25 protein-coding genes and 1 other RNA gene are annotated in these 25,811 nt (G+C 52.0%); 24 read left to right on the top strand and 2 right to left on the bottom strand.

The features are described 5' to 3' along the window. Nucleotides 1-147: 147 nt before the first annotated feature. The 18 genes from A8990_RS02805 to rnpB all read left to right on the top strand — a co-directional run bounded on the left by A8990_RS02805 (nucleotide 148) and on the right by rnpB (nucleotide 18,284). The gene (locus A8990_RS02805; protein ID WP_116187501.1) at nucleotides 148-2,394 is read left to right on the top strand and encodes an HD family phosphohydrolase; all 2,247 of its coding nucleotides are present in this window, start codon (nucleotides 148-150) and stop codon (nucleotides 2,392-2,394) included. Then, complete coding sequence (gene ybeY, locus A8990_RS02800; RefSeq protein WP_116187500.1) at nucleotides 2,391-2,888, top strand: rRNA maturation RNase YbeY; 498 nt, start codon at nucleotides 2,391-2,393, stop codon at nucleotides 2,886-2,888. Before A8990_RS02805 ends, ybeY begins: the two co-directional genes overlap by 4 nt. Next, nucleotides 2,888-3,238, top strand: a complete 351-nt coding sequence (locus A8990_RS02795; RefSeq protein WP_116187499.1) for a diacylglycerol kinase family protein — start codon at nucleotides 2,888-2,890, stop codon at nucleotides 3,236-3,238. The genes ybeY and A8990_RS02795 overlap by 1 nt, the downstream gene beginning before the upstream one ends. A gap of 24 nt (nucleotides 3,239-3,262) precedes the next feature. After that, complete coding sequence (gene cdd / locus A8990_RS02790; protein WP_116187498.1) at nucleotides 3,263-3,700, top strand: cytidine deaminase; 438 nt, start codon at nucleotides 3,263-3,265, stop codon at nucleotides 3,698-3,700. A gap of 34 nt (nucleotides 3,701-3,734) precedes the next feature. Further along, entirely contained in the window at nucleotides 3,735-4,667 is a 933-nt protein-coding gene (gene era / locus A8990_RS02785) for a GTPase Era (RefSeq protein WP_116187497.1), read from the top strand. Between the two features lie 107 nt (nucleotides 4,668-4,774). Next, nucleotides 4,775-4,927: a YqzL family protein gene (locus tag A8990_RS02780; RefSeq protein WP_116187496.1), complete on the top strand. Its 153-nt coding sequence runs from the start codon at nucleotides 4,775-4,777 to the stop codon at nucleotides 4,925-4,927. A gap of 37 nt (nucleotides 4,928-4,964) precedes the next feature. Then, nucleotides 4,965-5,714 (top strand): DNA repair protein RecO, encoded by a 750-nt coding sequence (gene recO / locus A8990_RS02775; protein WP_116187495.1) that lies wholly within the window; start codon nucleotides 4,965-4,967, stop codon nucleotides 5,712-5,714. A gap of 54 nt (nucleotides 5,715-5,768) precedes the next feature. After that, nucleotides 5,769-7,157: an MATE family efflux transporter gene (locus A8990_RS02770; protein WP_116187494.1), complete on the top strand. Its 1,389-nt coding sequence runs from the start codon at nucleotides 5,769-5,771 to the stop codon at nucleotides 7,155-7,157. A gap of 378 nt (nucleotides 7,158-7,535) precedes the next feature. Then, a complete protein-coding gene (glyQ, locus tag A8990_RS02765; protein ID WP_116187493.1) occupies nucleotides 7,536-8,423 on the top strand; it encodes a glycine--tRNA ligase subunit alpha in 888 nt (295 codons plus the stop codon). Further along, nucleotides 8,416-10,497 (top strand): glycine--tRNA ligase subunit beta, encoded by a 2,082-nt coding sequence (gene glyS / locus A8990_RS02760; protein ID WP_116187492.1) that lies wholly within the window; start codon nucleotides 8,416-8,418, stop codon nucleotides 10,495-10,497. Before glyQ ends, glyS begins: the two co-directional genes overlap by 8 nt. 93 nt (nucleotides 10,498-10,590) lie before the next feature. After that, nucleotides 10,591-11,409, top strand: a complete 819-nt coding sequence (locus A8990_RS02755; RefSeq protein WP_116187491.1) for a pyruvate, water dikinase regulatory protein — start codon at nucleotides 10,591-10,593, stop codon at nucleotides 11,407-11,409. An 85-nt stretch (nucleotides 11,410-11,494) separates the two neighbouring features. Then, complete coding sequence (locus A8990_RS02750) at nucleotides 11,495-11,962, top strand: YaiI/YqxD family protein (RefSeq protein WP_116187490.1); 468 nt, start codon at nucleotides 11,495-11,497, stop codon at nucleotides 11,960-11,962. 41 nt (nucleotides 11,963-12,003) lie between these two features. Then, nucleotides 12,004-13,863, top strand: a complete 1,860-nt coding sequence (gene dnaG / locus A8990_RS02745; RefSeq protein WP_116187489.1) for a DNA primase — start codon at nucleotides 12,004-12,006, stop codon at nucleotides 13,861-13,863. 18 nt (nucleotides 13,864-13,881) lie between these two features. Continuing rightward, the gene (gene rpoD / locus A8990_RS02740; protein WP_116187488.1) at nucleotides 13,882-15,009 is read left to right on the top strand and encodes an RNA polymerase sigma factor RpoD; all 1,128 of its coding nucleotides are present in this window, start codon (nucleotides 13,882-13,884) and stop codon (nucleotides 15,007-15,009) included. 114 nt (nucleotides 15,010-15,123) lie between these two features. Then, entirely contained in the window at nucleotides 15,124-15,951 is an 828-nt protein-coding gene (locus A8990_RS02735; RefSeq protein WP_116187487.1) for a hypothetical protein, read from the top strand. Between the two features lies 1 nt (nucleotide 15,952). Continuing rightward, nucleotides 15,953-16,744: a tRNA (adenine(22)-N(1))-methyltransferase gene (locus A8990_RS02730; protein WP_116187486.1), complete on the top strand. Its 792-nt coding sequence runs from the start codon at nucleotides 15,953-15,955 to the stop codon at nucleotides 16,742-16,744. Next, nucleotides 16,708-17,829 carry a Nif3-like dinuclear metal center hexameric protein gene (locus A8990_RS02725; RefSeq protein WP_116187485.1) on the top strand — a complete coding sequence of 374 codons (1,122 nt, stop codon included), beginning with the start codon at nucleotides 16,708-16,710 and terminating at the stop codon, nucleotides 17,827-17,829. Before A8990_RS02730 ends, A8990_RS02725 begins: the two co-directional genes overlap by 37 nt. A gap of 59 nt (nucleotides 17,830-17,888) precedes the next feature. Beyond that, nucleotides 17,889-18,284: RNase P RNA component class A (rnpB, locus tag A8990_RS02720), an RNA gene on the top strand. Nucleotides 18,285-18,357: 73 nt separating this feature from the next. Here rnpB and A8990_RS02715 read toward each other — a convergent pair. Further along, nucleotides 18,358-20,223 carry a S8 family peptidase gene (locus A8990_RS02715; protein WP_116187484.1) on the bottom strand — a complete coding sequence of 622 codons (1,866 nt, stop codon included), beginning with the start codon at nucleotides 20,221-20,223 and terminating at the stop codon, nucleotides 18,358-18,360. Nucleotides 20,224-20,401: 178 nt separating this feature from the next. Between A8990_RS02715 and A8990_RS02710 the strand changes: the two genes are divergently transcribed. The 6 genes from A8990_RS02710 (at nucleotide 20,402) to thiI (ending at nucleotide 24,963) form a co-directional block, all read left to right on the top strand. Continuing rightward, nucleotides 20,402-20,902, top strand: a complete 501-nt coding sequence (locus tag A8990_RS02710) for a YpuI family protein (RefSeq protein WP_116187483.1) — start codon at nucleotides 20,402-20,404, stop codon at nucleotides 20,900-20,902. A 53-nt stretch (nucleotides 20,903-20,955) separates the two neighbouring features. Next, the gene (locus A8990_RS02705; protein ID WP_116187482.1) at nucleotides 20,956-21,168 is read left to right on the top strand and encodes a DUF1540 domain-containing protein; all 213 of its coding nucleotides are present in this window, start codon (nucleotides 20,956-20,958) and stop codon (nucleotides 21,166-21,168) included. Between the two features lie 6 nt (nucleotides 21,169-21,174). Next, nucleotides 21,175-21,600, top strand: a complete 426-nt coding sequence (locus A8990_RS02700) for a DUF4190 domain-containing protein (protein WP_116187481.1) — start codon at nucleotides 21,175-21,177, stop codon at nucleotides 21,598-21,600. Between the two features lie 147 nt (nucleotides 21,601-21,747). After that, complete coding sequence (locus A8990_RS02695; RefSeq protein ID WP_181909369.1) at nucleotides 21,748-22,461, top strand: lytic transglycosylase domain-containing protein; 714 nt, start codon at nucleotides 21,748-21,750, stop codon at nucleotides 22,459-22,461. Between the two features lie 116 nt (nucleotides 22,462-22,577). After that, nucleotides 22,578-23,738 (top strand): cysteine desulfurase family protein, encoded by a 1,161-nt coding sequence (locus A8990_RS02690; protein ID WP_116187479.1) that lies wholly within the window; start codon nucleotides 22,578-22,580, stop codon nucleotides 23,736-23,738. A gap of 4 nt (nucleotides 23,739-23,742) precedes the next feature. Then, the gene (thiI, locus tag A8990_RS02685) at nucleotides 23,743-24,963 is read left to right on the top strand and encodes a tRNA uracil 4-sulfurtransferase ThiI (protein ID WP_116187478.1); all 1,221 of its coding nucleotides are present in this window, start codon (nucleotides 23,743-23,745) and stop codon (nucleotides 24,961-24,963) included. Between the two features lie 17 nt (nucleotides 24,964-24,980). Here the strand turns inward: thiI and A8990_RS02680 are convergent, their stop codons facing one another. Beyond that, entirely contained in the window at nucleotides 24,981-25,682 is a 702-nt protein-coding gene (locus A8990_RS02680; RefSeq protein WP_116187477.1) for a TerC family protein, read from the bottom strand. Nucleotides 25,683-25,811: the final 129 nt, after the last annotated feature.

The following is a 25,811-nucleotide window of genomic DNA, read 5'->3' as shown; positions in this document are numbered from 1 at the left end:
GACGGCCCAGTCGAAGGATCGGTATTTCCGGGTCCAGGGACGGTAGTCCCTGGGGTCCCCCTTAGAGATAAGGGGGATTTAGGGGGATGCGTAAGTGTCCTTCGAGAAGGTTGGGGGATTTGCTCTTGGTTTGGGAGGATAACTACGATGGTGAATCAAGGAACCAGCCTGGATGAGTCCAAGTCATCAGGATGGAATGGATGGAAGCACAGCATCGCCGTAAGGTGGGTGCTCTTGCTTCTGTTTGTTTTGTTGTTTTATTTTTCTTTGGCACCTCATGTGCTCCCGGAGACATATAACATTGAGCTTGGCAAGCCAAGCGACCGTGATATCGAAGCGCCGATGGAGATCAAGGACGAGAAGGCGACGCTGCAGGCGCAGGAGAAAGCTGCTGAGCAGGTGGAGCCGATCTATTCCATCGTTGCGCTTCGGAGCGAGGTGCTGCTGGAGCAAATTTTTGCCCGGATGGAGCAATTGAACCAGGACGATCAAGTGACGCTGGAGAACAAGGTGTCGATTTATCGCACCGAAATTCCGCAGCTGTACAGCGATTATGTGGATCAATTTGTTCGCAACAACCGAGGCAACGGCACGTATAACGACACGCTGCTGGATGAAATGGCAGTCGCCGTCAAAGCGCAAGCCTACCGGATTCCGGAAGAGACATACTATAAGCTGCCGTCGCTATCGGCTATTCAATTAGGCGATATGCAGCAGGTTGCGGTATCGATCGTGCATAAGCTGATGGGCGATTCGCTGCGCGAGGCGGAGACGGCTCGCACGAAAGTCGCAGAGCTCGTCAATGCCAGCTCTCTTAGCGAGCGCAAGACGAGAGAGATTGTACAGGAGCTTGCCCGGTACGCGATTATGCCGAACAAGTTCTTGGATACTCAAGCGACGAATGATGCAAGAGTCGCTGCGAAGGAAAATACGACGCCTGTTGTCATCAAACAAGGCGATATTATTGTTCATAAAGGCGAAATCGTATCCAAGGAAATGTACGACCGCCTATCCTCGATCGGGCTGCTCCAGACGAAGAAAACGTACTGGCCGCAGCTTGGTTTGCTGCTGTTATCGATCCTGTTCACAATCGTCATCTACAGCTATCTGGAGAAGGCGGCAGGCTTGAGCGGCGGAACGCGGACGAAGTATAGCAATACGCAGCTCGTGATGCTGCTGTTGATTTATGTCCTCAACATCGTTGCGATGCAAATTATCGACTTAACCCAGACGCAGACGATGCCGTATGTCGGCTATTTGGCGCCTACCGCGATGGGGGCAATGCTAATCGTGCTGCTGCTCGATATTCAGCTCGCTGTCGTAAGCTCTTTCTTGTTTGCCATCATGGGCAGCGTTATTTTTAATATGGAATCCGGCCGTTTATTCGATTTTAACTTTGGATTTACGACTGCGGTTATTTCATTTGCGGCGATTTTTGCGATACACCGTGCGAGCCAGCGCTCGACGATCCTCAAGGCAGGCATTATGGTCAGCTTGTTTGGTTCGGCCTCTGTGTTGGCGATACTGCTGCTAGGAGAGCTGCCGGACAAGAACGAGATCATCATGACGGTAGCGTTTGCTTTCGCGAGCGGCCTGCTTACGGCGATTCTTGTTGTCGGATTGATGCCATTCTTCGAAGTGACTTTTGGCATATTGTCCGCGCTGAAGCTAGTCGAGCTGTCGAGTCCGAACCACCCCCTGCTGCGCAAGCTGCTGACGGAGACGCCGGGAACCTATCACCACAGCGTGATGGTCGGCAATTTGTCCGAGGCTGCGGCAGAGGCAATCGGAGCGAACGGCTTGTTATGCCGCGTCGGCTCGTTCTACCACGATATCGGGAAGACGAAACGGCCGAGCTATTTTATCGAAAATCAGACGAATATCGAGAACCCGCATGATTCGATTGAGCCGAAGCTGAGCAAATCGATCATTATTGCGCATGCTAGAGACGGAGTCGAGATGCTTCGCGCGCATAAGCTGCCGAAGCCGATTCGCGATATTGCGGAGCAGCATCACGGGACGACATTCTTGAAGTATTTTTATCACAAAGCGTATAAGTTGGCGGAGGAAGCGGGCACCGCGCCGGATTTCACCGAAGATGATTTCCGATATCCAGGACCGAAGGCACAGTCGAAGGAAGCGGCGATTGTCGGCATTGCCGACTGTGTCGAAGCGGCAGTACGAAGCTTGCGCAGCCCAACAGTGGAGCAGGTGGAGTCGATGATTCACAAAATCATCAAGAGCCGCCTCGATGACGATCAGTTTAACGAATGCGACCTTACGCTGAAGGAACTCGAGAAGATCGCGCAGACGCTGAAAGAAACCGTCATTGGCATTTTCCATTCGCGCATTGAATATCCGGAAGACGTTAAACAAAAGGAGCGGCTAGCATGAGCTTGCAATTAGGATGGACGAACGATCAGGACAAAATCGAAATTTCCGAAGACTTTATCGGCGTACTGGAGAAGGTGCTTCAGATTGCTGCAGAAGCGGAAGGGCTGACTGACGGCGAGGTTACGCTGACTTTCGTCGATGATGAGGAAATTCACCAACTGAACCGCGAGTACCGGAACATCGATCGTCCGACAGATGTATTGTCGTTCGCGATGCAGGAAGAGACAGACGAAGAGCTGGAAATTATTTATGAAGTGGAAGACGAGAACGAGAATATCCCGTTCGAAGGGATGCTCGGCGACATTATTATTTCGGCTGAACGGGCTAAACTACAAAGTGAAGAATACGGACATTCATTGGAGCGTGAGCTAGGCTTCCTGTTCGTGCACGGTTTCCTGCATCTAATTGGCTACGACCATCAGGATGAGGCGAGCGAAGCTGTCATGACAGAGAAGCAAGAAGCGGCATTGCGCCAGGTTGGCTTGACTCGCTAATGCGCAGGCTGCTCCGCAGTTTTTCTTATGCCTTCACAGGAATTGGAGCAGGCATTCGCACCCAGGCGAATATGCAAATTCATGTTGCTGCAGCCGTCCTCGTGAATTTAGCGGGGCTCCTCGTACATTTGACGAGAATCGAGTGGATCGTCATTATAATCATGCAAGCTGCGGTGATGTCAGCCGAGCTTGTGAACACTGCAATTGAGCATGTCGTCGATCTGGCCAGTCCCGAGAAGCATCCGCTTGCGAAGGCGGCGAAGGATACGGCGGCCGGCGCAGTGTTGATTTTGGCGATTGCAGCTGTAATTATTGGTTTATTCGTATTTGTACCGCATCTATGGCCTTAGGGAGAAGGAGTAAATCGATACGCTATGACGAATCAGATAAACGAGTTATCTGCAGAGTGGAAGCAATTGCTAGAGCAAGCCTTCGAGGCACGCAAACGTGCGTACGTGCCTTATTCGAATTTTCAAGTTGGCGCAGCGCTGCTTGATTCCGAAGGCGGCGTACACTTAGGCTGCAACGTCGAAAATGCAGCTTACAGCCCGACGAACTGCGCTGAGCGTACTGCATTGCACCGTGCTATTGCGGATGGTCATCAAGCGCGTTCGTTCGAAGCGATCGCGGTTGTCGGCGACACTGAAGCGCCTATCACACCTTGCGGTGTATGCAGGCAGGTGCTTGTAGAGCTATGTCCGCCCGACATGCCGGTCATTATGGGGAATGTAAACGGTGACTGGCGGGTTTCCACCGTTGCGGAGCTGCTGCCGGGCGCGTTCTCGTCAGATTCGCTAACGAAGGAAGTATAACCGCCGCACTTGGAAGGGGATTAACGGACAACTTATGAGCTCATCAACAACAGGATCTGGATCTAAGGGATCCAAACAGAAGTTTCACTCCGGCTTTGTCGCTATTGTCGGAAGACCGAACGTAGGCAAATCGACACTAATCAATGAGGTCATTGGCCAGAAGATTGCGATTATGTCGGACAAGCCGCAAACAACGCGTAACAAAATACACGGTGTCTACACAACCGATAATTCGCAAATTGTGTTTCTGGATACGCCGGGCATTCACAAGCCGACGTCCAAGCTCGGCGACATCATGGTGAAGTCGGCGGTCAGCACTCTTGGCGAAGTGGATGCCGCGCTGTTTCTCATTGACGTATCCGAAGGGCTCGGGGGAGGCGACCGCTTCATCATTGAAGCGCTCAAGAAAGTAAAAACGCCGGTATTCCTGATCATGAACAAGATCGACAAGATCGAGCCGGAAGCGCTGCTGCCGCTCATCGTCCAATATAAGAACCTGTATGACTTCGCGGAAGTCATTCCGATCTCCGCGCTGAAAGGCAACAATATCAACACGCTGCTGAGCGTGCTGAGCAGCTACTTGCCGGAAGGGCCGCAATATTATCCGGCGGACCAAGTGACGGACCATCCGGAGCAGTTCGTCTGCGCGGAGCTTGTCCGCGAGAAGATTCTGCACCTGACCCGTGAAGAGGTGCCGCACTCCATCGCCGTTGCGATTGAGGATATGCGCGTGCAGGAGAACGGAGTCGTCTACATCGGCGCCGTCATCTATGTAGAGCGCGATTCGCAGAAAGGCATTGTCATCGGCAAGCAAGGCGCTTTGCTGAAGCAGGTTGGTAAAGAGGCGCGCCGCGATATCGAGACGCTGCTTGGCTCGCGCGTGTTCCTGGAGCTGTGGGTCAAAGTGAAGAAGGATTGGCGCAATCAAGATCGCGTGCTGAAGGATCTCGGTTTCCGCAACGACTAAGATCAATTCGACGCTAAGCCTTGTAAAAATTGTTAAGCATAGGCTTTCGCCCTTCATCGCATCCTAATTCGTGAGCAACATTCTCACGCGGAAAGGATGGAATACGAATGCGAGATTTTTCGTGGAAGTATTTTACGCTGACCGGGGATGTGGAAGCTTTTATGCTTTACAAGGAAATGCAGGAGCAGGCGTCGCTAGCTGACGCTGCCGGCAGCGAGGAAGATGGCGAGGCTGCAGTCGAGACTGACAGCGCGTTATAAACCGAAGTCGCTGCAGGCGCAGGTTGGGGGAGAGACGATGCAATACCGCGTCGAAGGCATTGTCATCCGCAGTACGGATTACGGGGAAGGCAATAAGATCATAACGCTCCTCACAAGTACGCACGGCAAGATTGGTATTGTCGTGCGTGGCGCTAAGAAAGTGAAGAGCCGTCATGGATCGCTTGCCCAGCTGTTCACGTATGGCGAGTATTTATTTTTTCGAAATAGCGGTTTAGGTACGTTAACCCATGGTGAGATTATTGAATCTCACCATATTTTGCGTGAACAATTGGAGTTAACCGCCTACTCTTCTTATGCGGCTGAATTAGTAGACAAGGCGCTGCAGGAAGAGGATGTGAGCAACTACATCTACGAGCAGTTGAAAGCTTGTCTAACTGCGTTTGCAGGAGGCAAGGACGTCGCAATTACAATCCAGCTGTTCGAGATGAAAATTCTTGAAGCGGCCGGCTATGCGCCGGACTTCACCGCTTGCATGTCTTGCGGTAACCACGAGGGCCGCATGGCACTCAGTGCTAGAGCCGGAGGAATTCTGTGCAGCCGATGCCGGTACAAGGATCCCGGCGCAATCGAGTTAAGCGATGGCGCGCTCAAATTGCTCAGGTTCTACCGTCAGCTCGATCTTCGCCGCCTCGGCAACATTCAAGTGCGGGATGAGACGAAGAAACAGCTGAAGCTCATCATGCGTGCGCTTATGGATACGCATCTGGGGCTGCATTTGAAATCTCGGTCCTTCCTCGATCAGATGGATCGTTATGATTTACAATAAGCTCACTAGCTCACTAGCTCACTAGCTTAGCTCAGAAGGGAAAAGGCATTTGACATGACAGCGCACAAAACACCTTCCATCTGGTCGTTGACCTGGCCGATCACGATCGAGATGATGCTGCAATTTCTGCTTGGTACGGCTGACTCGCTGATGGTTAGCCGGATCTCTGACGATGCAGTTGCCGTAGTCGGCATCTCGAATGTATTCTTCAATGCCGTAATCGTCTTGTTCACGCTTGTGACTGGCGGCTCTGGCATCTTGATTGCCCAGAAGCTCGGAGCTGGCAAGCATGCAGACGCCCGCAAAATCGGGATCATGTCCGTCTCGCTAACAGTCATGATGGGTATCATTGTCAGTATTTCGCTGATCTATGGGACTGATCTATTCGCTTCTTTGATGCAGGTGCCCGATAATTTGAAAGGGCTATCTCATACGTATATGTCCATTGTCGGCGGGGGCATGGCCATTACGGCGCTCAATCTATCGATGAGCACTGCAGTTCGGAATACGGGCAATACGCGTTCGCCCATGTATATCTCGCTCGGCATGAATGTGCTGCACATTGCGCTGAACTATGCGTTTATTTTCGGTGCATTCGGCTTTCCGAAGTGGGGCTTGCTCGGAGTCGCGATTTCGACCGTGGTCAGTCGTTCCATCGCATTTTTCTTCCAGCTTAGATTGTTCCGTCATGCGTTCGGCGTACCCGTGGCGCTTCGCGAGTTCAAGAACATTCACATGCGATTGTTGAAGGAAGTCGCCAAGATCGGCTGGCCAATCAGCGTGAATGGAGCTTCGTGGACATTCTCGCAGCTCGTCATCTTCAGCATGATCGCCTCTATGGGCGAACAGCCGCTTGCGACAAGGACGTATATGAACTCGATGGAGTCATTCGCTTTCACATTTGGCTGGTCACTTGCGCTAGCAGCTCAAATTCAAATCGCGCATCTGTTCGGCGCGAGGAAGCTGAAGGACGCATACTACGCCGCGTACCGTGCACTTGGATTTGGAGTCACCGTCGTGCTGGCTAACACGGCATTGCTGCTTATATTCCGAGCACAGATCATATCAGCCTTCACAAGCAACACGTGGATTATTGATATGGCGATATCGCTGCTATGGCTCAATCTGGCGCTCCAACCGGGCAAAATGCTCAATATGGCGCTCGGACAATCGCTCTCTGCGATTGGGGACAGCCGAACGGTAATGACATATTCATTGCCGAGCATGTGGATTATTGCAGTCGGTCTATCGTACGTCCTTGCGATTCCGTTGCATATGGGACTTTACGGCATATACATCGGCATGATTACCGATGAGTACTTACGTGGAGCGCCCTGTCTCATGCGCTGGCGGAAACATCGGAAGAAGCTGATTTTCGTGGCAGCTTTCAGCGAAGAGCGGGGCAGCACGCAGCGTGACGGCGGCAAAGTCGTTCCTTTGTAGTTCGTGCTCGTAATGAGATCTGCGCGGATCTACCGAATAATTGACACACCAAATTGGCAATGTTATGATATGTTATTATGAAACAGGAACGTTGAAGGAGAAAGTAACTGTTACAGTCGTCAGTTTAAGCGAGCCGGGGATAGTGGAAGCCCGGACGGACGTATACAGTGAAGGGCGCTCTGGAGTTCTAGCTTCACTTTTCAAAAGCGGGTTGTCGAAATGGGGCTTTTTACTTTCGAGAACCAAGTAGGGTGGAACCGCGGGAGATAACAGCTCTCGTCCCTATGTCTGATTTTCCGGACATAGTGGGCGGGGGCTTTTTTATATGCCAACGCACGTGGAATGGCCGGTACAACAATTTTAAAGGAGATGACGGAAATGAATTTTCAAAACATGATTTTGACGCTGCAGCAGTTCTGGGCAGAGCAAAATTGTATCCTCGTTCAGCCGTATGATACGGAGAAAGGCGCGGGTACGATGAACCCGATGACTTTCCTGCGCTCGATCGGTCCTGAGCCATGGAACGTAGCTTATGTTGAACCGTCCAGACGTCCGGCTGACGGCCGTTACGGGGAGAACCCGAACCGTCTGTACCAGCATCACCAATTCCAAGTCATTCTGAAGCCGTCCCCGGACAACATCCAAGAGCTGTACTTGGAGAGCTTGAAGCGTCTTGGCGTCGATCCGCTTCACCACGACATCCGTTTCGTCGAAGATAACTGGGAGTCGCCGACACTCGGCGCATGGGGCCTTGGCTGGGAAGTGTGGCTGAACGGTATGGAAATTACGCAGTTCACGTACTTCCAACAAGTCGGCGGCATTGACGCCAACCCGGTAGCGGTTGAGATTACGTACGGTATGGAGCGTCTCGCTTCGTACATTCAAGAGAAGGAAAATGTGTTCGACCTGGAGTGGGTAGACGGCGTAACGTATGGCGACGTGTTCCTGCAGCCTGAGTTTGAACACTCGAAATATACGTTTGAAACGTCGGACACTGCGATGCTGTTCTCGCTGTTCAACATGTACGAAGAAGAAGCGAAGAAAACGATGGAGCACAAGCTTGTGTTCCCGGCGTACGATTACGTCCTGAAATGCTCCCACACCTTCAACCTGCTGGATGCGCGCGGCGCAATCAGCGTAACGGAGCGTACAGGATACATCATGCGCGTTCGTAACCTGGCACGTGCTTGCGCGGCGACGTATTTGGAAGAGCGCGAGCGTCTTGGCTTCCCGCTGCTGAAGAAAGGAGTGAACGTCAATGGCTAAAGATTTGCTGCTGGAAATCGGACTTGAAGAGGTGCCGGCACGTTTCGTGCGCGGTGCAATGAACCAATTGAAAGAAAAGACCGTCAAGTGGCTGGACTCCGCGCGAATCGGTCACGGAGCGGTTGAAGCTTATGCAACACCTCGTCGTATCGCGGTATTGGTACGTGATGTGGAAGAGAAGCAAGCGGACGTGAACGAAGAAGTGAAAGGTCCTTCACGCAAAATCGCGCAGGGCGGGCAAGGTGAGTGGAGCAAAGCGGCACTCGGCTTCGCGCGCAGCCAAGGCGTTGACCCTGCGGACTTCTTCTTCAAAGAGCTTGGCGGCGTTGAGTATGTGTATGCTAACAAGAGCAGCATCGGTACAGTAACCAGCGATGTGCTGCCGGAAGGTTTGACTGCGCTGATTACAGCGATGTCCTTCCCGAAGAACATGCGTTGGGGCGCCTACGATCTGCGTTTCGTCCGTCCAATCCGCTGGCTCGTTGCGTTGTTCGGCGAAGACGTAGTTCCTCTCGACATCACAGCGGTACAGAGCGGCAAGACAACGCGCGGCCATCGTTTCCTTGGCAGCGAGACGGTTGTTTCTGAGCCATCTGCGTACGTGGAACGTTTGAGAGAACAGCAAGTTATCGTCGATGCGGCTGAGCGTGAGGCGCTGATCGTGGAACAGATCAAGTCGCTCGCAGCCGAGAAGGGCTGGCATATCGACATTAAAGAAGATTTGCTCGAGGAAGTTGTATTCCTCGTTGAATATCCGAATGTATTGTTCGGCACGTTCGATCCGGCGTTCTTGAACATTCCGCAGGAAGTGCTGATCACGTCGATGCGCGAACACCAGCGCTACTTCCCGGTGCTTGATCAAGAAGGCAAGCTGCTGCCGTTCTTCGTAACGGTTCGCAACGGCGATCGCACTTCGATCGAATCGGTGGCGAAAGGTAACGAGAAAGTGCTTCGTGCACGTCTGTCCGACGCGAAGTTCTTCTACGCGGAAGATCAGAAGCTCGCGATCAACGATGCGCTGAAGAAGCTCGAGACCATCGTTTACCATGAAGAGCTCGGTACGGTAGCGGACAAAGTTCGCCGCATCGTGAACACGGCAGGCAAGCTCGCAAGTGCGCTGCAGTTAGATGTACAAACATCGGACGATGTCGCTCGCACGGCAGCAATTTGCAAATTCGACCTTGTTACGCAAATGGTCTATGAATTCCCTGAGCTGCAAGGCATTATGGGTGAAGATTATGCGCGTAAAGCAGGCGAGAGAGAGACAGTAGCTCGCGCAATTAACGAGCACTATCAGCCGCGTTTCGCAGGCGACCGCGCTCCGGCTTCGGTTGTTGGCGCAGTAGTCAGCCTCGCGGACAAGATAGATACAATCGTGGGCTGCTTCTCGATCGGCATCATCCCGACTGGCTCGCAGGACCCTTATGCTCTGCGTCGCCAAGCAGCGGGTATCGTTCAAATCGTATTGGCGCACGGTCTCAAGCTACCGCTTGAAACGTTGTTTGATTTGGCGCTGGACGTTCATGCGGAAGGTACGATGAAACGTGATCGCGCCGAGGTGCGTAAAGACTTGTACGAGTTCTTCGCGCTTCGTGTGAAGAACGTTCTCGGCGAGCAAAACGTACGTTACGACGTTGTTGATGCGGTTATGGCTGTCGGCTACAACGATCTGAGCCAAACCGTTGATCGTGCGGCAGCAGTAACAGCACGTGCAGCGGGCGACCGCCGCGACGAGTTCAAAGGTGTTGTCGATGCGCTGAACCGCGTATGCAACCTGGCGTCCAAAGCGACTCGTACAGAAGTGAACACGAACCTGTTCGCGGAAGACGTTGAAGGCGCATTGTACAGCGCATGGCAAGCGGTGCATGCTGACATTGCGGCATTCGTAGCTGAAGGCCGCGCTGCAGAAGCGATTGAGAAGCTGGCAAGCCTCAAAACGCCGATCAATAACTATTTTGACAAAGTTATGGTTATGGCTGAGGACGCAGCCGTTCGGGCGAACCGTCTGGCGACGTTGGCGGCAATTGCGGGCAGTGTGTTGAAAGTGGCGGATTTGACTAAGCTTGTATGGTAGCCTTTTTCTTGGGAAGTGGATTCCTTCCCAAGAAAAGAGGCAAAAGCCTTTTTCCGTCAGGAAAAGAGGCAAAATGAAGGATGGTGGCTTGAGATGGCAGCCGAAACACAGCCTGATGTCATTATTTACGTCGTTTCCGACTCTGCTGGCGATACGGGTGAGTTAGTTGTCAAGGCAGCGGTTGCCCAATTTCACCCCATTAATGCGGATATCCGAAGAGCGCCGTTCGTCCATGACGAAGTATCGCTTGAGAAGTTCGTCCTGCTTGCGAAGGAGCACGATGCGATTATGCTGTATACGCTCGTGCTTCCCGGCTTGCGGGATCGGATGGTCGAGTTAGCCGCACAGCATCAAGTATCCGCGATCGACCTGCTCGGCTCGCTCATTACGAGCTTGGAAGAGAAGACAGATCGCAAAGCACGGCAGGAGCCGGGGCTCAACCATGTGCTGGACGAGAATTATTTTCGCAAAGTTGAAGCGGTTGAGTTTGCCGTCAAATACGATGATATGCGGGATACGACAGGTATCCTGAAAGCAGACATCGTGCTTGTCGGCGTCTCGCGGACGTCGAAGACCCCGCTGTCCATGTACCTCGCGCACAAGCAGTTCAAAGTTGCGAACGTACCGCTCATGCCCGAGCTTCAGCCGCCTGACGAGCTGTTCCAAATTCCCAAAGAAAAGGTCGTCGGCTTGACGATCGATGTGGGTTATTTGAACGGCATCCGGAAGGAACGTCTGAAGGCGCTTGGGCTGCCGGACAGCGCGGCCTACGCAACAGCGTCGCGAATCGAACGCGAAATCGAGTACGCCAAGCAAATTACGGATCGCATCGGCTGTCTAGTCATAGACGTTTCGCACCGGGCGGTCGAAGAGACGGCGAGTCTTATTTTGGAGTACATTGAATCGAACTGATGTGTGCTTGACAAGCAGGATTTTTTATTTATTTATCGTATATAATAGTACGGTAGTTCCAATAAGATGCGGTGATGCAGCGAAAATGAAAGCCTTACCTACAATTGTAGTCGATGCGGATGCATGTCCAGTAAAACGTGAAATTGTCAAAACGGCTCGAAACTTCGCCGTCCCGGTATTGATGGTTGCATCCTATGATCATCGGCTTCAGCAGGAAGATGGCGTTGCGATCATGCAGGTTGATCGAAGCGATCAATCGGTTGACCTGTATATTGCTAACCATATCTCGCGAGGCGATATCGTTGTCACGCAGGATTTTGGGCTTGCAACGATTGTACTAGCTAAGGGTGCGATTGCATTGTCGCCGCGCGGCCAACAGTATGATGACAGCAACATTGATTACTTGATGGAGCGCAGGCATGAATTAGCCAAAGCGCGCCGCGGCGGTATGCGAACGAAAGGTCCGAAAGCGATGAGCGGAGAAGACCGCGCCCGTTTTCAGCAAAAGCTGACAAAAGTTTTGCAAAGCCGGAAGGAAAATGACAAGCCGTAGCGAATAGTATTACTTGTCAATTAGGATGAAGGTGAAGGTGTATGGCTTACGGGAAAATACCGGATTCTGTCATTGAGGCGGTGCTTAAGCACCACGATATTGTAGAAACGGTCGGAAAGTACGTTCACCTATCGAAGCACGGGAAATACATGAAAGGGCTTTGCCCGTTTCATTCAGAGAAATCCCCGTCATTTACTGTAACTCCGGAGAAAGGCATCTTCTACTGCTATGGTTGCGGTAAAGGCGGCAACGCGATCAAGTTTATCGAGGAAATCGAAGAATATTCATTTCCTGAGGCGGTTCGCGTTTTGGCGGAAGAAGCGGGAATTCCGATCACGTGGACAGGCGCTGCTGAACGTACGAATACGGAAGGCGACATTGAACGCGACACGCTGATTGGAGCGCATGAGCTGGCGGCGAAGTTATATCATTATTTGCTTATGAACACGACGCACGGACAGCCTGCGCTGCAATATTTACGCTCACGCGGTGTAACGGACAAGCAAATTGATCATTATATGATCGGTTATGCTCCGCCTGAATGGGACACGCTGGCTCGGTTTCTGGAGAAGCGGGAGTATAATCTCGCGCTCATGGAGAAGGGCGGCTTGCTGATTGCGAAGCAGGACAGAAGCGGCTACATTGACCGTTTTCGAGACCGGGTTATGTTTCCGATCTGGAATCGGGACGGCAAAGTTATCGCGATGGCCGGCAGGATGCTCGGCGAAGGCCAGCCCAAATATTTGAACTCTCCAGAGACGATGCTGTTCAACAAGAGCCGTAACCTGTATAACTTCCATCATGCCAGAGTGTCGATGCGCAAAAGCAGGCGTGTCGTATTGTTCGAAGGCTACATGGATGTCATCAAAGCATGGAGTGCCGGGGTCGAGAACGGTGTTGCTTCCATGGGTACGGCGCTGACGGATGAGCATGCTGCGATTTTGGGGCGCAATGTTGAAGAAGCCGTGCTTTGTTATGACGGTGACAATGCCGGACAAGCAGCAGCGCTGAAGACGATTCCGATCTTGGAGCGAGCCGGAATGCGTGTTCAAGTGGCGATGCTGCCAAAAGGCATGGACCCGGATGAATTTATCGAGCAGAATGGGCCGCAGGCGTTCATGCGTGAAACGATTGAACATCCCGTATCTGCTACAAAATTTAGACTACTATATGCAAAGAAAAACCATATACTCCTAGAAGAAGAAGGACAGAAAGACTACTTGCTCGAGGCTGTTGGCATCATTGCTGCTCTCGATTCTCCTACCGAGCGGGAGTTTTATTTAAAGGAGCTGTCCCGAGAGTTCGATATGTCTTTGGATTCATTGAAGCAGGATGCCTTCGAAAGGCGGCAGCAGCTGCAAAAAATGAAACCCCCAAGGGATAATAACGATAATTCGTGGAATAATGGTAGGAATGAAAACCGTGAGAACCGTCGTACGTCCTCGGCGCCGCCCGTTTTGCCTGCGTATCAAGTCGCTGAGCGCAAGCTGCTCGCACAGATGCTGCAGGATTCGGATATCGCAAATACGGTACATCAGAAGCTTGGAGAAGCTTTTAATGTAGAGGATCACGCAGCGCTTGCTGCTTACTTATATGCTTACTACGCGCAAGGACATGATCCGGATGTAAGCCGGTTTATCGCATCGCTCCAGGATGACCGCCTTGAACGGACAGCCGCTTCCATCATGATGATGGATGACGACATTCCATTCGATGAGCATTTGCTCGCCGATTATGTGAATGAAATTTTGAAGGTGCCAAAGTTCCGGAATATTGAACAGTTGAAGGAATCTATGGTACGAGCGGAACGTTCCGGTGACATGTTGAAAGCGGCACAAATTGCAAGTGAGATTATCGCCCTAGAGAGACAGCTTAAAGGTCGGCAGGATGATCGTTTCTAGGGAGGAGGGAGTCGGAATATGGCGAATGATCAACATACTGAACTGGATACTGAACAGAAGCTGGAACTCGTCAAAGAACAGCTGATTGAACATGGGAAGAAAAGATCCTCCTTAACTTATAAAGAGATCATGGAGAAGCTTTCCCCGTTCGATCAGGATCCGGAACAAATCGATGAGTTCTTCGAGCAGCTCGATGATATCGGCATTGAAGTGGTAAATGAGAACGACGATGATCATCCGATGGGTAATCGGGATGAACAGGAGCGCGAACAAGACGACTTCAATTTCGATGATGACTTGGCACTACCGCCTGGTATCAAAATTAACGATCCGGTTCGCATGTACTTGAAAGAAATCGGACGTGTGCCGCTGTTGTCGGCTGATGATGAGGTGGAGCTTGCCAAGCGGATCGAGAATGGGGATGAAGAAGCGAAGCGCAGACTCGCTGAAGCAAACCTACGGCTCGTTGTTAGTATCGCGAAACGTTATGTTGGACGAGGAATGCTGTTTCTCGATCTTATCCAAGAAGGCAACATGGGTCTTATTAAAGCAGTTGAGAAGTTCGATCATACCAAGGGCTACAAGTTCAGTACGTATGCCACTTGGTGGATCAGACAAGCGATTACGCGCGCAATTGCTGACCAAGCTCGTACAATCCGGATCCCTGTTCATATGGTGGAGACGATTAATAAGCTCGTCCGTGTTTCCCGTCAATTGCTGCAAGAGCTGGGTCGCGAGCCAAGCCCGGAAGAAATTGCGGCTGAAATGGATTTGAGTACCGAGAAAGTACGCGAGATTATGAAGATCGCACAAGAGCCGGTATCGCTGGAAACACCAATCGGTGAGGAAGACGATTCGCATTTGGGTGATTTCATTGAGGATCAAGAGGCGCTTGCACCAGCAGACGCTGCTGCATATGAGCTCTTGAAGGAGCAGTTGGAGGACGTACTGGATACGCTCACTGAGCGTGAAGAGAACGTGCTGCGGCTTCGCTTCGGACTTGATGATGGTCGTACTCGCACGCTGGAGGAAGTCGGCAAGGTGTTTGGCGTAACCCGTGAACGGATTCGTCAAATCGAAGCGAAGGCGCTTCGTAAGCTTCGTCACCCGTCCAGAAGCAAACGTTTGAAAGATTTTCTTGAATAAATGAAGGGACCTTTCTGCTAAGGCAGCAAGGTCTTTTTTCCATCAGGGCAAATTTGCTTGATCGGTTTCCCACCTTCTTCACAATCCATCATGAGAGAGGATTAACAGGACGATATGGATCAAGACCGCCGCAAAACAATCGTAAAAGAGATTGAGCATTGGCAGCGTAACAAACTGCTTCCGGATCAATATTGTGACTTTCTGCTCAACTTGTATATGGAAGAAGGACAGGCCCGAACACCGGCTACATTCGCGGGCAGAGCGGCTGTTGTCGTGAAAGCGGCAACTGTAAAACAATGGCTGATTACATTTGGAATTTTTTCCTTAATTTGTTTTGTTGTTCTTTATTTTAACGAATTTCATCCGCTATTGCAAATTGCACTGTCGATTACTGGCGTACTCGTACTGCTCTCGATCGGTCAGAAATACCGCGAGCGCAATGAGTCTGTCGGCCTCGGATTAATCGGTGCAGGGATGCTTCTCATGGTAGGTGCGGGCCTGTATATGCTGGAACTGCATGAGCTTGCTGCATGGGGATGGAAAGCGGGACTGCTTGGTTTATGCTCGATCTCCTGGGTCGCATTCGGCATAGCCGCGCGTATACCGCTGCTGCATTTGTGCGGCTGGATGGCGTCTTTCCTCGTCTACTCGTGGCTGCTGAAGAATAATGCTGATTCGCCTCGCTGGTTCGAAATTCAATTGTACTGGCTGCCGGCTTCCTTCGTATTCGGATGGTGCAGCTGGTTCTTCCACAGATGGTCACGGCCTGTCGCATCGATTCTATTCGTCGCTGCTGCGATCGCATGGTCCATGCCGGAGCTCTATTCGGCCGTATTCATGAAGGAGCAGGTCGGGTTACAACTTCAACTAATGGTCAAAATTATAGCGGGTGGAGCTACACTGTTCTCGCTTCGAAAACAATGGATTGCGTGGGTTGCGTAATATGATTAAATTGTCAAAACGATTGCAGCAAATTGCGGATTATGTAACAGCAGGTTCGCGTGCAGCCGACATCGGCTCGGATCATGCTTTGCTTCCGGTCTATTTGCTCCAAAGTGGAAAATGCCCATCTGCCATCGCAGGCGAGCTGAATACAGGGCCGTTTCAAGCGGCTAAGCGCCAGACGGCGGTAGCAGGGCTTAGTCAAGCGATCGATGTCCGTCAAGGCGACGGTCTCGCCGTGCTGGCACCAGGCGAAGCCGATACGGTGACGATTGCCGGTATGGGCGGCGCATTAATGGCTGAAATTCTTGAGACTGGCCGCAAGGCAGGCAAGCTCGAAGGAGTTAAAGAGCTCGTATTGCAGCCGAACGTTGGGGAAGAGATTGTACGAAAGTGGCTGACTGCACACGGCTACGTGCTGCAGAACGAGTCGATACTCGAAGAAGACGGCCGTATCTACGAAGTGCTCCATGCGCTGCACGGCTCTGCGAATCAAGATGGGAAGTCAATTGAGCAGGTTTATGACGCTGGCTTCTTAGCGGCTAACCTGGACAATGAGACGAAGCACGAGTGGCTGTACCGCATGGGCCCGTACTTGCTGCGGCGCGGCGAGGAGCTGCTTCATAACAAGTGGCAGCATGAACATGGGAAACTTGCGCGGATTTCCAAGCAGATGGAGAAATCCGACCTATCGGAATCCCGCGACAAGCAGGCGCAGCTGAAAGCCGAGATGGATACGATTCAGGAGGTGCTGTCATGTTTGCGAACGGCCAAACCGTTGTCCAGCTCCTAGAGCAGCTAGCTCCGAAGCATATCGCAATGGAGAATGACAAGATCGGCTTGCAGCTCGGCACTTTGCAGAAGGAAGTTAGCAGGCTGCTCGTTGCACTGGATGTAACGGATGAGGTTGTCGATGAAGCCATTGCGCTTGGAGCTGAACTCATTATCGCGCATCACGCCATCATCTATCGTCCGCTGGCGAAGCTCGACACGTCGACACCTGCCGGCAAGCTGTATGAGAAGCTAATCAAGAACGACATAGCCGTCTATATCGCGCATACGAACCTGGACGTTGCAGACGGCGGTATCAACGACTGGATGGCGGATATGCTGGGCATTCCGTCAGAAGGTCGCGCATCGCTTGAGGATGTGCATACCGACAAGCTGTATAAGCTTGTCGTCTTCGTGCCGAAGAGCCACCACGAGCAGGTACTGCAAGCGATCTGGAACTCAGGAGCGGGCCAAATCGGCGGCTACAGCCAGTGCAGCTTCAATATCGATGGTATCGGTACGTTCAAGCCTGGAGACAGCGCGCAGCCGTTCATCGGCGAGCAGGGCAAGCTGGAGCGGGTGGAGGAAGTGCGAATCGAAACAGTTGTACCGCAGAGCGTACAGCGGAGAGTCGTGCAGGCGATGCTGAAGGCACACCCGTATGAAGAGGTTGCTTTTGACCTGTATCCGGTGGAGTTGAAGGGCCGTGTATTCGGTCTTGGCCGCGTCGGCAAGCTTCCAGCGCCTGTGAAGCTCAGTGAGCTCGCAGCGCGGGCGAAGGAAGCGTTCGAGGTGCCTGCGCTTCGCGTCGTGGGCGATTTGAACCGCGATGTGCGCAAGGTTGCGGTGCTGGGCGGTTCGGGCAGCAGATACGTACGCCATGCGTTATTTGCAGGCGCGGATGTGCTCGTGACCGGCGATATCGACTACCACACGGCACATGATGCAACTCAGGCTGGTCTGGCTATTATCGATCCAGGGCACAACATTGAGAAGCTGATGAAGCCGCGTCTCGCAGAATGGCTGCAGGGCGAACTGAAGCAGCGCAAGTATTCGACAGAAGCAATTCCGTCGATGCTCGATACCGAACCTTTTCAATTCCTGTAGAGGAAATGTTTCTAAGCTTGAGCTTTTGCGTAGATCTTAGTATACTGTGTTGTACACGGAAAGTTTGACAGACAATCGCTGGCGGCCTTGTTGCCGCGAGAGGAAAGTCCGGGCTCCGTAGGGCGAAGATGCTGGATAACGTCCAGTCGGCGCGAGCCGAAGGATAGTGCCACAGAAATGGACCGCCGATGGCTAGCTGCTTTAGCTAGCACAGGCAAGGGTGGAACCGTGGTGTAAGAGACCACGAGGACCATTGGTGACAATGGTGCTGGTAAACCCCATCTGGAGCAAGACCGAGAGAACGCAGTTGCCCTTGCCCGGGGTGCGTTCGGGTGTGTCGCTTGAGCCGGTTAGCAATGATCGGCCTAGATAGATGATTGTCGCTTCATAAGTGGGAGGGTAGCCCCCGTTTGACCACGCGAAGTACAGAACCCGGCTTACGGCAAGCTTTCCACAAGCTCAAATAACCCGCAAGGCATTATGCCTTGCGGGTTATTTCGATTAGAACGGCTGCGCTTGATTCGCTGCCTATTCGTACTCGCTTGCGATCTGGGCCAGTCTGCGCTCGACGAGAGCGGGGAACTGCTGCAGCGACAGCTTGGATTGCTGCGCGGCTTGCAGCGCACGGACAATATCAATCTGTCCGTAGCCAAAATAATTGTCTTTGCCTTTGTTGCCAAGGTCCTTGGCCGTTTTGCGCATAATGTCCATGACCTCGACGTTGGTGAGGTCCGGGTTAATCGAGCGGATCAGCCCCGCGAGCGCAGCGACATGCGGGCTGGCCATAGACGTGCCAGAGAGCGCCGCATATTGGCTGCCAGGATAGGTGCTCGCAATGCTCATGCCGGGCGCTGCGACGTCGATATAGTCGCCGTAATTCGAGAACGGCGATCTTGTGCCGTCGGAGTTCGTCGACGCGACGGCGAACACTTCCGGATAGGCTGCGGGATAGCCGGGCCGCTCCGTATTGTCATTGCCGCTTGCTGCGATGAGCACGACATCGTGATCGTACGCGTATTTAATGGCATCGTGCAGGAATGCCGCTTCCGCATAGTTGCCGAGGCTCATGTTGATGACTTTGGCACCGTGATCGGTCGCCCAGATGACGCCTTCCGCAACCGTATAGGTCGAGCCGGCACCGCTGCTGTCGAGTACTTTAACGGGCAGTACCTTGTTATACCATGTCAATCCTGCGACGCCTTCGCCGTTGTTGACGGCAGCCGCGATAATGCCGGAGACATGCGTGCCGTGACCGACATCGTCGTCCGGCGGAGAATCCGAGGCAACCAGATTGGTGCCATCCGCGATCTTACCCTTCAGGTCTGGATGATCCAGCTGCACGCCTGTATCGAGCACGCCGATGAGCACGTTGTTGCTGCCTTTGGATACATTCCAGCCTTTTTCCGTCTCGATGACTGGCAAATTCCATTGATATTCCGAGTAGAGCGCATCGTTCGGGATGATGCCGGAACCGGAACTAGCCGAGGTCTTTACATCATTCGTCATATATAAATAGTGAGGTTCCGCATACATAACATGCCATGTATTGTTGAAATACCGAATCATGTCTTCTGCTTCCATCACGCTCGAACGGAACACATACGTGTATCCCAGTTTCTTCACCGTGAGCGCGGTGATGTCCAGTTTAATCCGAGCGATGTCATCTGCCGACGGCTCTTGACGGAAACGTACGACAACCTCGTTCTGATGATAGTGACTGGCATTGCCGTTATCTTCGCCCGTCTTCACCGTTATATCCTGCGTGGAATTCGGCTTCACGGATTCAATCTTATATTTACCCTCAGCAGGATAAGGAACAAGACGCATATTGCGCCGTTGATGGCTTTCAATATGAGTCACAATATCTTGCAGCAAAATACCGACGATTCCATCGCCTTTATCGCGTGCGTCCGGTTCGCCAATGACCATGTAGCGGTGACCGCCCGTTTGAATCGGTGCGGAAGCATAAGCTTGTCCGCGAAGCACATGCTCGCGAGCTTGTGCCAGTGGAGTATCGAGCTCTGCCGCTTGCTTCGGCTTCGTGCCTTCCGTAATGGACTTCCCTTTATGGTGCCACCAGACATAAATCATCTGTTTATGCATGCTCATCATATGCTTCAAATGCGCTTGGTTCGTCGGATGGGACGCCTCATGCTGAATCAGCTTTTGAAAATTTTTGGCACATTCCGATCTGCACAGCAGCGCGGTCGCTTCCATGTCCCGCTGGACGGTTTGGAGCTTCATCTGTTTTTCTTTATGCACGGACATCGTTCGCAGCTCGGACGTCGTCCCATTATTCGGCGCTCTCGGTCCGCTGAACCAAGGGGTTAGCGGAATGAGCAGGGCAAGAGCCGCCAATACGGCGAACCAGCCGATCCACTTCCGTCGTGTCATCGTAATTCCTCCTCGAAGAGCTTGCAGCACTCTGTTTGTCTTAGAGTAACGAAGCTTGGGGGAAAATATACGACTGTCGTGCGACATAAGGCAGTACCATCTGTTCTCATTTTGTGGTACGATGTTCATGATTTCAGATATTCAGATTTGTTGCGATGATGAAAGGGGATCTACCATAATGCCTTCGACTAACGTAAAAGCGATTAGCGAATCAACGAGAGAAAAATTAAAACTTGCGGTCGGCCATTTGGAGACGTTTCTTAACCAGTACGCGCTTCCACAGCTAACTTCAGAAGATCAAGGAAGCGATTCCGAGCTTTTCTATAAAGGTTTGTTGGCTGATCTACGCCATATGCTTGTGTTTTCTGAAGTTGCATACGAGAAGCTGGGTGTAGCGCTGCGTCGTCCTAATTTCGATACTGATTTTGCAGAACGTGGACTATATGACGTGTATCATCAATGCGTTAATGCATTCTTTTATCCGAAGAACGAATGCTACTCCGAGGATGGCCGTTATGCTTATACCGGACAAGATGCCATCCGTTTCCGTAAAAAACCGATTCGTGCAGCGCGTGATATCGTGTTGACGGTATCCAAAATTTTCGAAGAGCTTCGCGATGATCTTTCTTACTACGAAAGCGACTATATGACCCAGCGTCGTATGCAGGGTCAAAAATAAGGAAAGCATACTACACCCTCGGTGCGGGCAACTTGTTACCGGGGGTGATTTTTATGCCGAAGGGCGTAAGCTGCAGCGTTGCGAACTGTTCTTTCTGGAAAGAAGGAAACAACTGTGGCGCTGACAAAATCGAAGTCGACATCGATAGCCATGCCAATGCTCATTTTGGTGCTGAGTTTGCCGAGGAAGGGTTTGGCGGCGAGCATCAAGATACAGCTAAGTCGAGTGCTTCGACATGCTGTCATACGTTTAAAGCGAAGGAGTGATTGCAGGTGGAGCGTGAAACGGAAGGGCATAATTTGCACAGTCCGCATGATGACACTTCAACGAATCCTTTGTACCATCCAGACATGAATGCGTATAACGAAGAGTATGCTGCCGAGATTGCTGTACCGCGTTCCGTCAACACCTTCTATCCCAATCAGGACCGCTATCCAAGCGCCGAACGGGTAAGGCTGACGAACGATGCGGTACGTGAAACGAGATCGGCTGGCCGGGCAACCGGATGGGCAGCGTTCGTTATTGCAATCCTGTCGTGGATTGTATGGCCAGTCTTGCTTGGCGCAACCGCAATTGTTGTTGGATTTATCGCTTACCGGCAAGGCGCGAGAGGGCTCGGCGTATGGTCGATCACGCTAGGCGCCATCGCAGCTGCAGCTTATTTGGTCCTCGTTCCCATTTATTATGCAATAACGTAGTGAAGAGATGGTGATGCAGATTCTGCATCACCATTTTTTTGTCTCTTTACCGTTTAGGACTAATGTCTTACTGGCGAATCTAGTGAAAAGGTTGTAGAATGGTGTTAACTAGTGTCGAAATTGCTATAAGACCTATGGAGGTACATCATGAGCATTGATCCGCGAATAATGAAGTCGCTTCTACAGCTGCAGCTTATGCCCAGCTTGGATTTGAACGGAAATGATAATGTAATGTCAGCTGCAACTGGACAAGACGGCTCGTCGATGTTCGATACATTGCTTCAGCAGTATATGGCTGGCGGCACTGGAACGACCAATGGCTTGAACAATACGGATATCACCTCAGCGCTTAGCTCGCTTTCACTTAGCGGACTCGGCGGCATCGCACCGATGATTACGGATGCGAGCAGCTCGGAGTATGACTCCGCAAGCAGCACACCTTCCGATTACGAAGGCTACATTGACGCTGCTGCCGCCAAATACGGCATTGACCCTGCACTCATCAAAGGTGTAATACATACAGAATCATCCTTCAACCCGAACGCGGAATCGTCCGCAGGGGCGAAGGGGCTTATGCAGCTGATGGATGGAACAGCTCGCGGACTTGGCGTCTCTGACTCCTTCGATCCTAAACAGAACATTGAAGGCGGCACGCGTTTCCTATCCTATCTGCTTAATAAGTACGACGGTAACGTGCAAACGGCACTCGCAGCGTACAACGCAGGCCCAGGACGCGTAGATCGCTCGGGCATCACGGGCGGTTCGAACTTCGAAGAGCTGGTGCACTTGCTGCCGAAGGAAACACAGCGTTACGTATCCAAAGTTTTGAATGCAACGGAGAAATACAGCACTTCCATTTAGATTCGGCTATTAAGGAAACAATACAAAGATCACGGGGACGCTTACGCCAGCACGCCAGCTAGCTGTTCCTCCGTTGATCTTTTTCATTTGTTCAGCAGGAAAGGAAGCTTATATCCATGTATTATTTTGACCACGCCGCCTCGACACCGCCCCATGAGGATGTCATTCGGACGATGGCGGAAGTGATGGCGAAGCATTATGCGAATCCATCCTCGCTGCACCGGAGCGGGCATGAGGCGGGCCATTTGCTGGAGCGCGCCAGAGCTGTCATCGGGGCCGCATTTGGCGTCACTGAGCCAAAGGAATGGCTCTTTACCTCCGGCGGAACAGAGAGCAACAACCTCGCCATCATAGGAGCTGCTCGTGCTTACAGCAAACGGGGCAAGCATATTATAACGACTGCGATCGAGCATCCGTCTGTATACGATACCTGTCTCGCGCTGGAGCGAGAAGGCTTTCATATCACGATTTTGCCAGTTAACGAGCAAGGTGTCGTTTCAGTCGAAGCACTGGAGCAAGCATTAACCGACGAGACGATTCTCGTGTCGATCATGCATGTGAACAATGAAACAGGCGCGATCCAGTCAATCAGACGAATAGGCGAGTTGCTCAAGCAGCGCCGAACAACCGTCTTCCACGTTGACGGCGTGCAAAGCGTCGGCAAAGTCCCGATTGATCTGCAGAGCAGCGGTATCGATCTATTCTCGGCATCCGCACATAAAGTGAACGGACCTCGCGGCGTCGGACTGTTATATATACGCGATGGCATCATGCTCGAGCCGCTTTACCACGGCGGCAGTCAGGAGCGCGGGCAGCGTCCAGGCACCGAGAACGTCGCAGGTATCGTCGCAGCGGCAAAAGCGTTCCGTTTGGCGCTCGAGAGCCAAGCCGAGCGGGCAGAGCGCATGTATGCGCTCCGGGAGCGTCTGCTGGCATGCATCGCAGAGATTCCGGAGCTTGTCCTTAACGGCAGCACGAATCATGCTGGCATCGCAGCTCCGAATATCGTCAATTTCTCTTACCCGGGCATGAAGCCGGAGGTGATCGTTCATATGCTCGAGAAGCATAAAATCTCTGCGTCCACGAAGTCCGCCTGCTCTTCGAAGAGCGACGATCCGAGCCGAGTGCTGCTCGCGATGGGAGCTTCCAGGGAACGCGCCGCCAGCGGGATTCGGATCAGCTTCGGCGATGAGCACGGAGCTGCCGAGCTGGAATGGCTGTGCCGGATGCTTCGTATGGTCGTTCAAAAGTTAAAGCCGCTAGAGCGGAAGGAGTGACAGCATGAATCCGGATATGATTCTAATCCGTTTTGGTGAATACACGATTAAAGGCAAGAACCGCGGTATGTTTGAGAAACGAATGCTGCAGCATGTGAAACGCGCCGTTCATTCTTACAAGAACGTGCAAGTTCAACATACGTACGGACGCATTTATTTGGAGCTTAATGGGGAGCCATATGGTGAAATTGCGGAACGATTGAAAGATATTTTCGGTATTTCGTCATTCAGCCCGATTATGCGAACCGTAAGTGATCTCGAGGAGATTCGTCGGACGGCAGTTGAAGTTATGCGCTCACTTCCGAAACCTCCTGCAACGTTCAAGGTCGTCGTCAAGCGTGTGGACAAGAAGTTTCCTCACGATACCCAGGAGCTTAATCACTTGGTCGGCGGACATGTGCTGCGGGCATTTCCCGAGCTCAAAGTAAACGTGCGCGAGCCTGAAGTAGAGCTGCGCATCGAGATTCAACCCGAAGGTACATACGTCTTCAGCGATATTGTACCAGCAGCTGGCGGCTATCCATATGGAACGAACGGCAAAGCGGTTCTGCTGCTCTCAGGCGGCATTGACAGCCCAGTAGCAGGTTATCTGGCGATGAGGCAGGGGCTTGAGCTTGAAGCGGTGCATTTCCACAGCTACCCGTTCACTAGCGAGAAAGCGAAGGAGAAAGTAATCGATCTCGTCAGACGGCTGTCGCATTACAGCGGCGTAGCGATCAAGCTGCATCTCGTTTCATTTACCGAGATCCAGACCGCGCTGGCACAATCGGGTCATGATTCGCTGATTATTACACTCATGCGCCGCTCGATGCTACGTATCGCGCAGCAAATTGCCGAGAAGACGGATGCGCTGGGCATTGTCTCAGGCGACAGTTTGGGCCAAGTGGCAAGCCAGACGCTTGGCAGCATGAATGTAATCGGGCGCACGACAGATCTCCCATTACTGAGACCGCTTCTCACGATGGATAAGAATGAGATCATTCGAATCGCGCGTCAGATCGATACGTTCGATACGTCGATTTTGCCTTATGAAGATTGCTGCACGTTATTCGTTCCGAGGTCGCCAAGCACGAATCCGAAGCTGGCACTTGTAGAGCAGTGTGAGGAAGCGATTACGAATTTGCAGGAGATGATTGCTGAGGCAGTCGCGACAACGGAGGTTATGCGGATTTCACCGGAGAAGCCGGTTGTTGCCCAAACGGCTGGCGAGGATCATTGGTTCTAAAAAAAAGCAGGGAGCCCTTAATGGGTTTCCCTGCTTTTTTCCATGTTAGCCGCTCTGCTGCGGGAGGAGTTCTTCCAAAGGCCTGCAACGATAATGACGATGACGAGCAAAATTAAAAACGACCATTCAAACGCTGGATTGTCTGCGAAGAATTGCTTCAGCTTCATCTCGTGCGTGATCATCTTGGCAGCTGTATAGGCGAGTACGCCTGAACCGACATAAACGATCCAAGGGAGTCGGTTGATGAGCTTAATGAACAACGTGCTTCCCCAGACAACAATCGGAATGCTGATAATCAGTCCGAGCAGTACCAGCGGTACACTGCCGTGAGAAGCGCCTGCGACGGCGATGACGTTGTCGAGGCCCATGGCCGCATCTGCGATAATAATCGTCCGTACAGACTGCCATAGCGTGTTGCCTGCCTTGATATTGTCATGACCTTCGTTGTCGACGAGAAGCTTATATGCGATCCACAGCAGCAAAATGCCGCCTGCGAGCATGAGCCAAGGTACATTCAGCAAGTAGACAACAAGCACGGTAGCGATCGCGCGTATGCCGACAGCTCCGACGGTTCCCCAGATTACTGCTTTCGTCTGCTGTTCCTTCGGCAGCTTGCGTGCGGCAAGACCGATAACGATGGCGTTATCACCTGCGAGTATGAGGTCAATGAAGACGATAGTAATAAGTGCGGATAAAAACTCAAGCGATAAGATGTCCATAATTGAATCCTGTCCTCCTTTCGGCGCGGTGATGTTTCTCGATATATACGGACCAAAGAAAAAAAGGATTCACAAAAAAACATAACCTGTCCAATTGGGACATACCGTTCATATGACGAGCTTTTCTTA

Source organism: Paenibacillus taihuensis (genome assembly GCF_003386535.1).
Classification (GTDB): Bacteria; Bacillota; Bacilli; order Paenibacillales; family Paenibacillaceae; genus Paenibacillus_Z; species Paenibacillus_Z taihuensis.
Note: the sequence above shows the minus strand (reverse complement) of the source record. Positions and strands in the feature narration are given on the sequence as shown.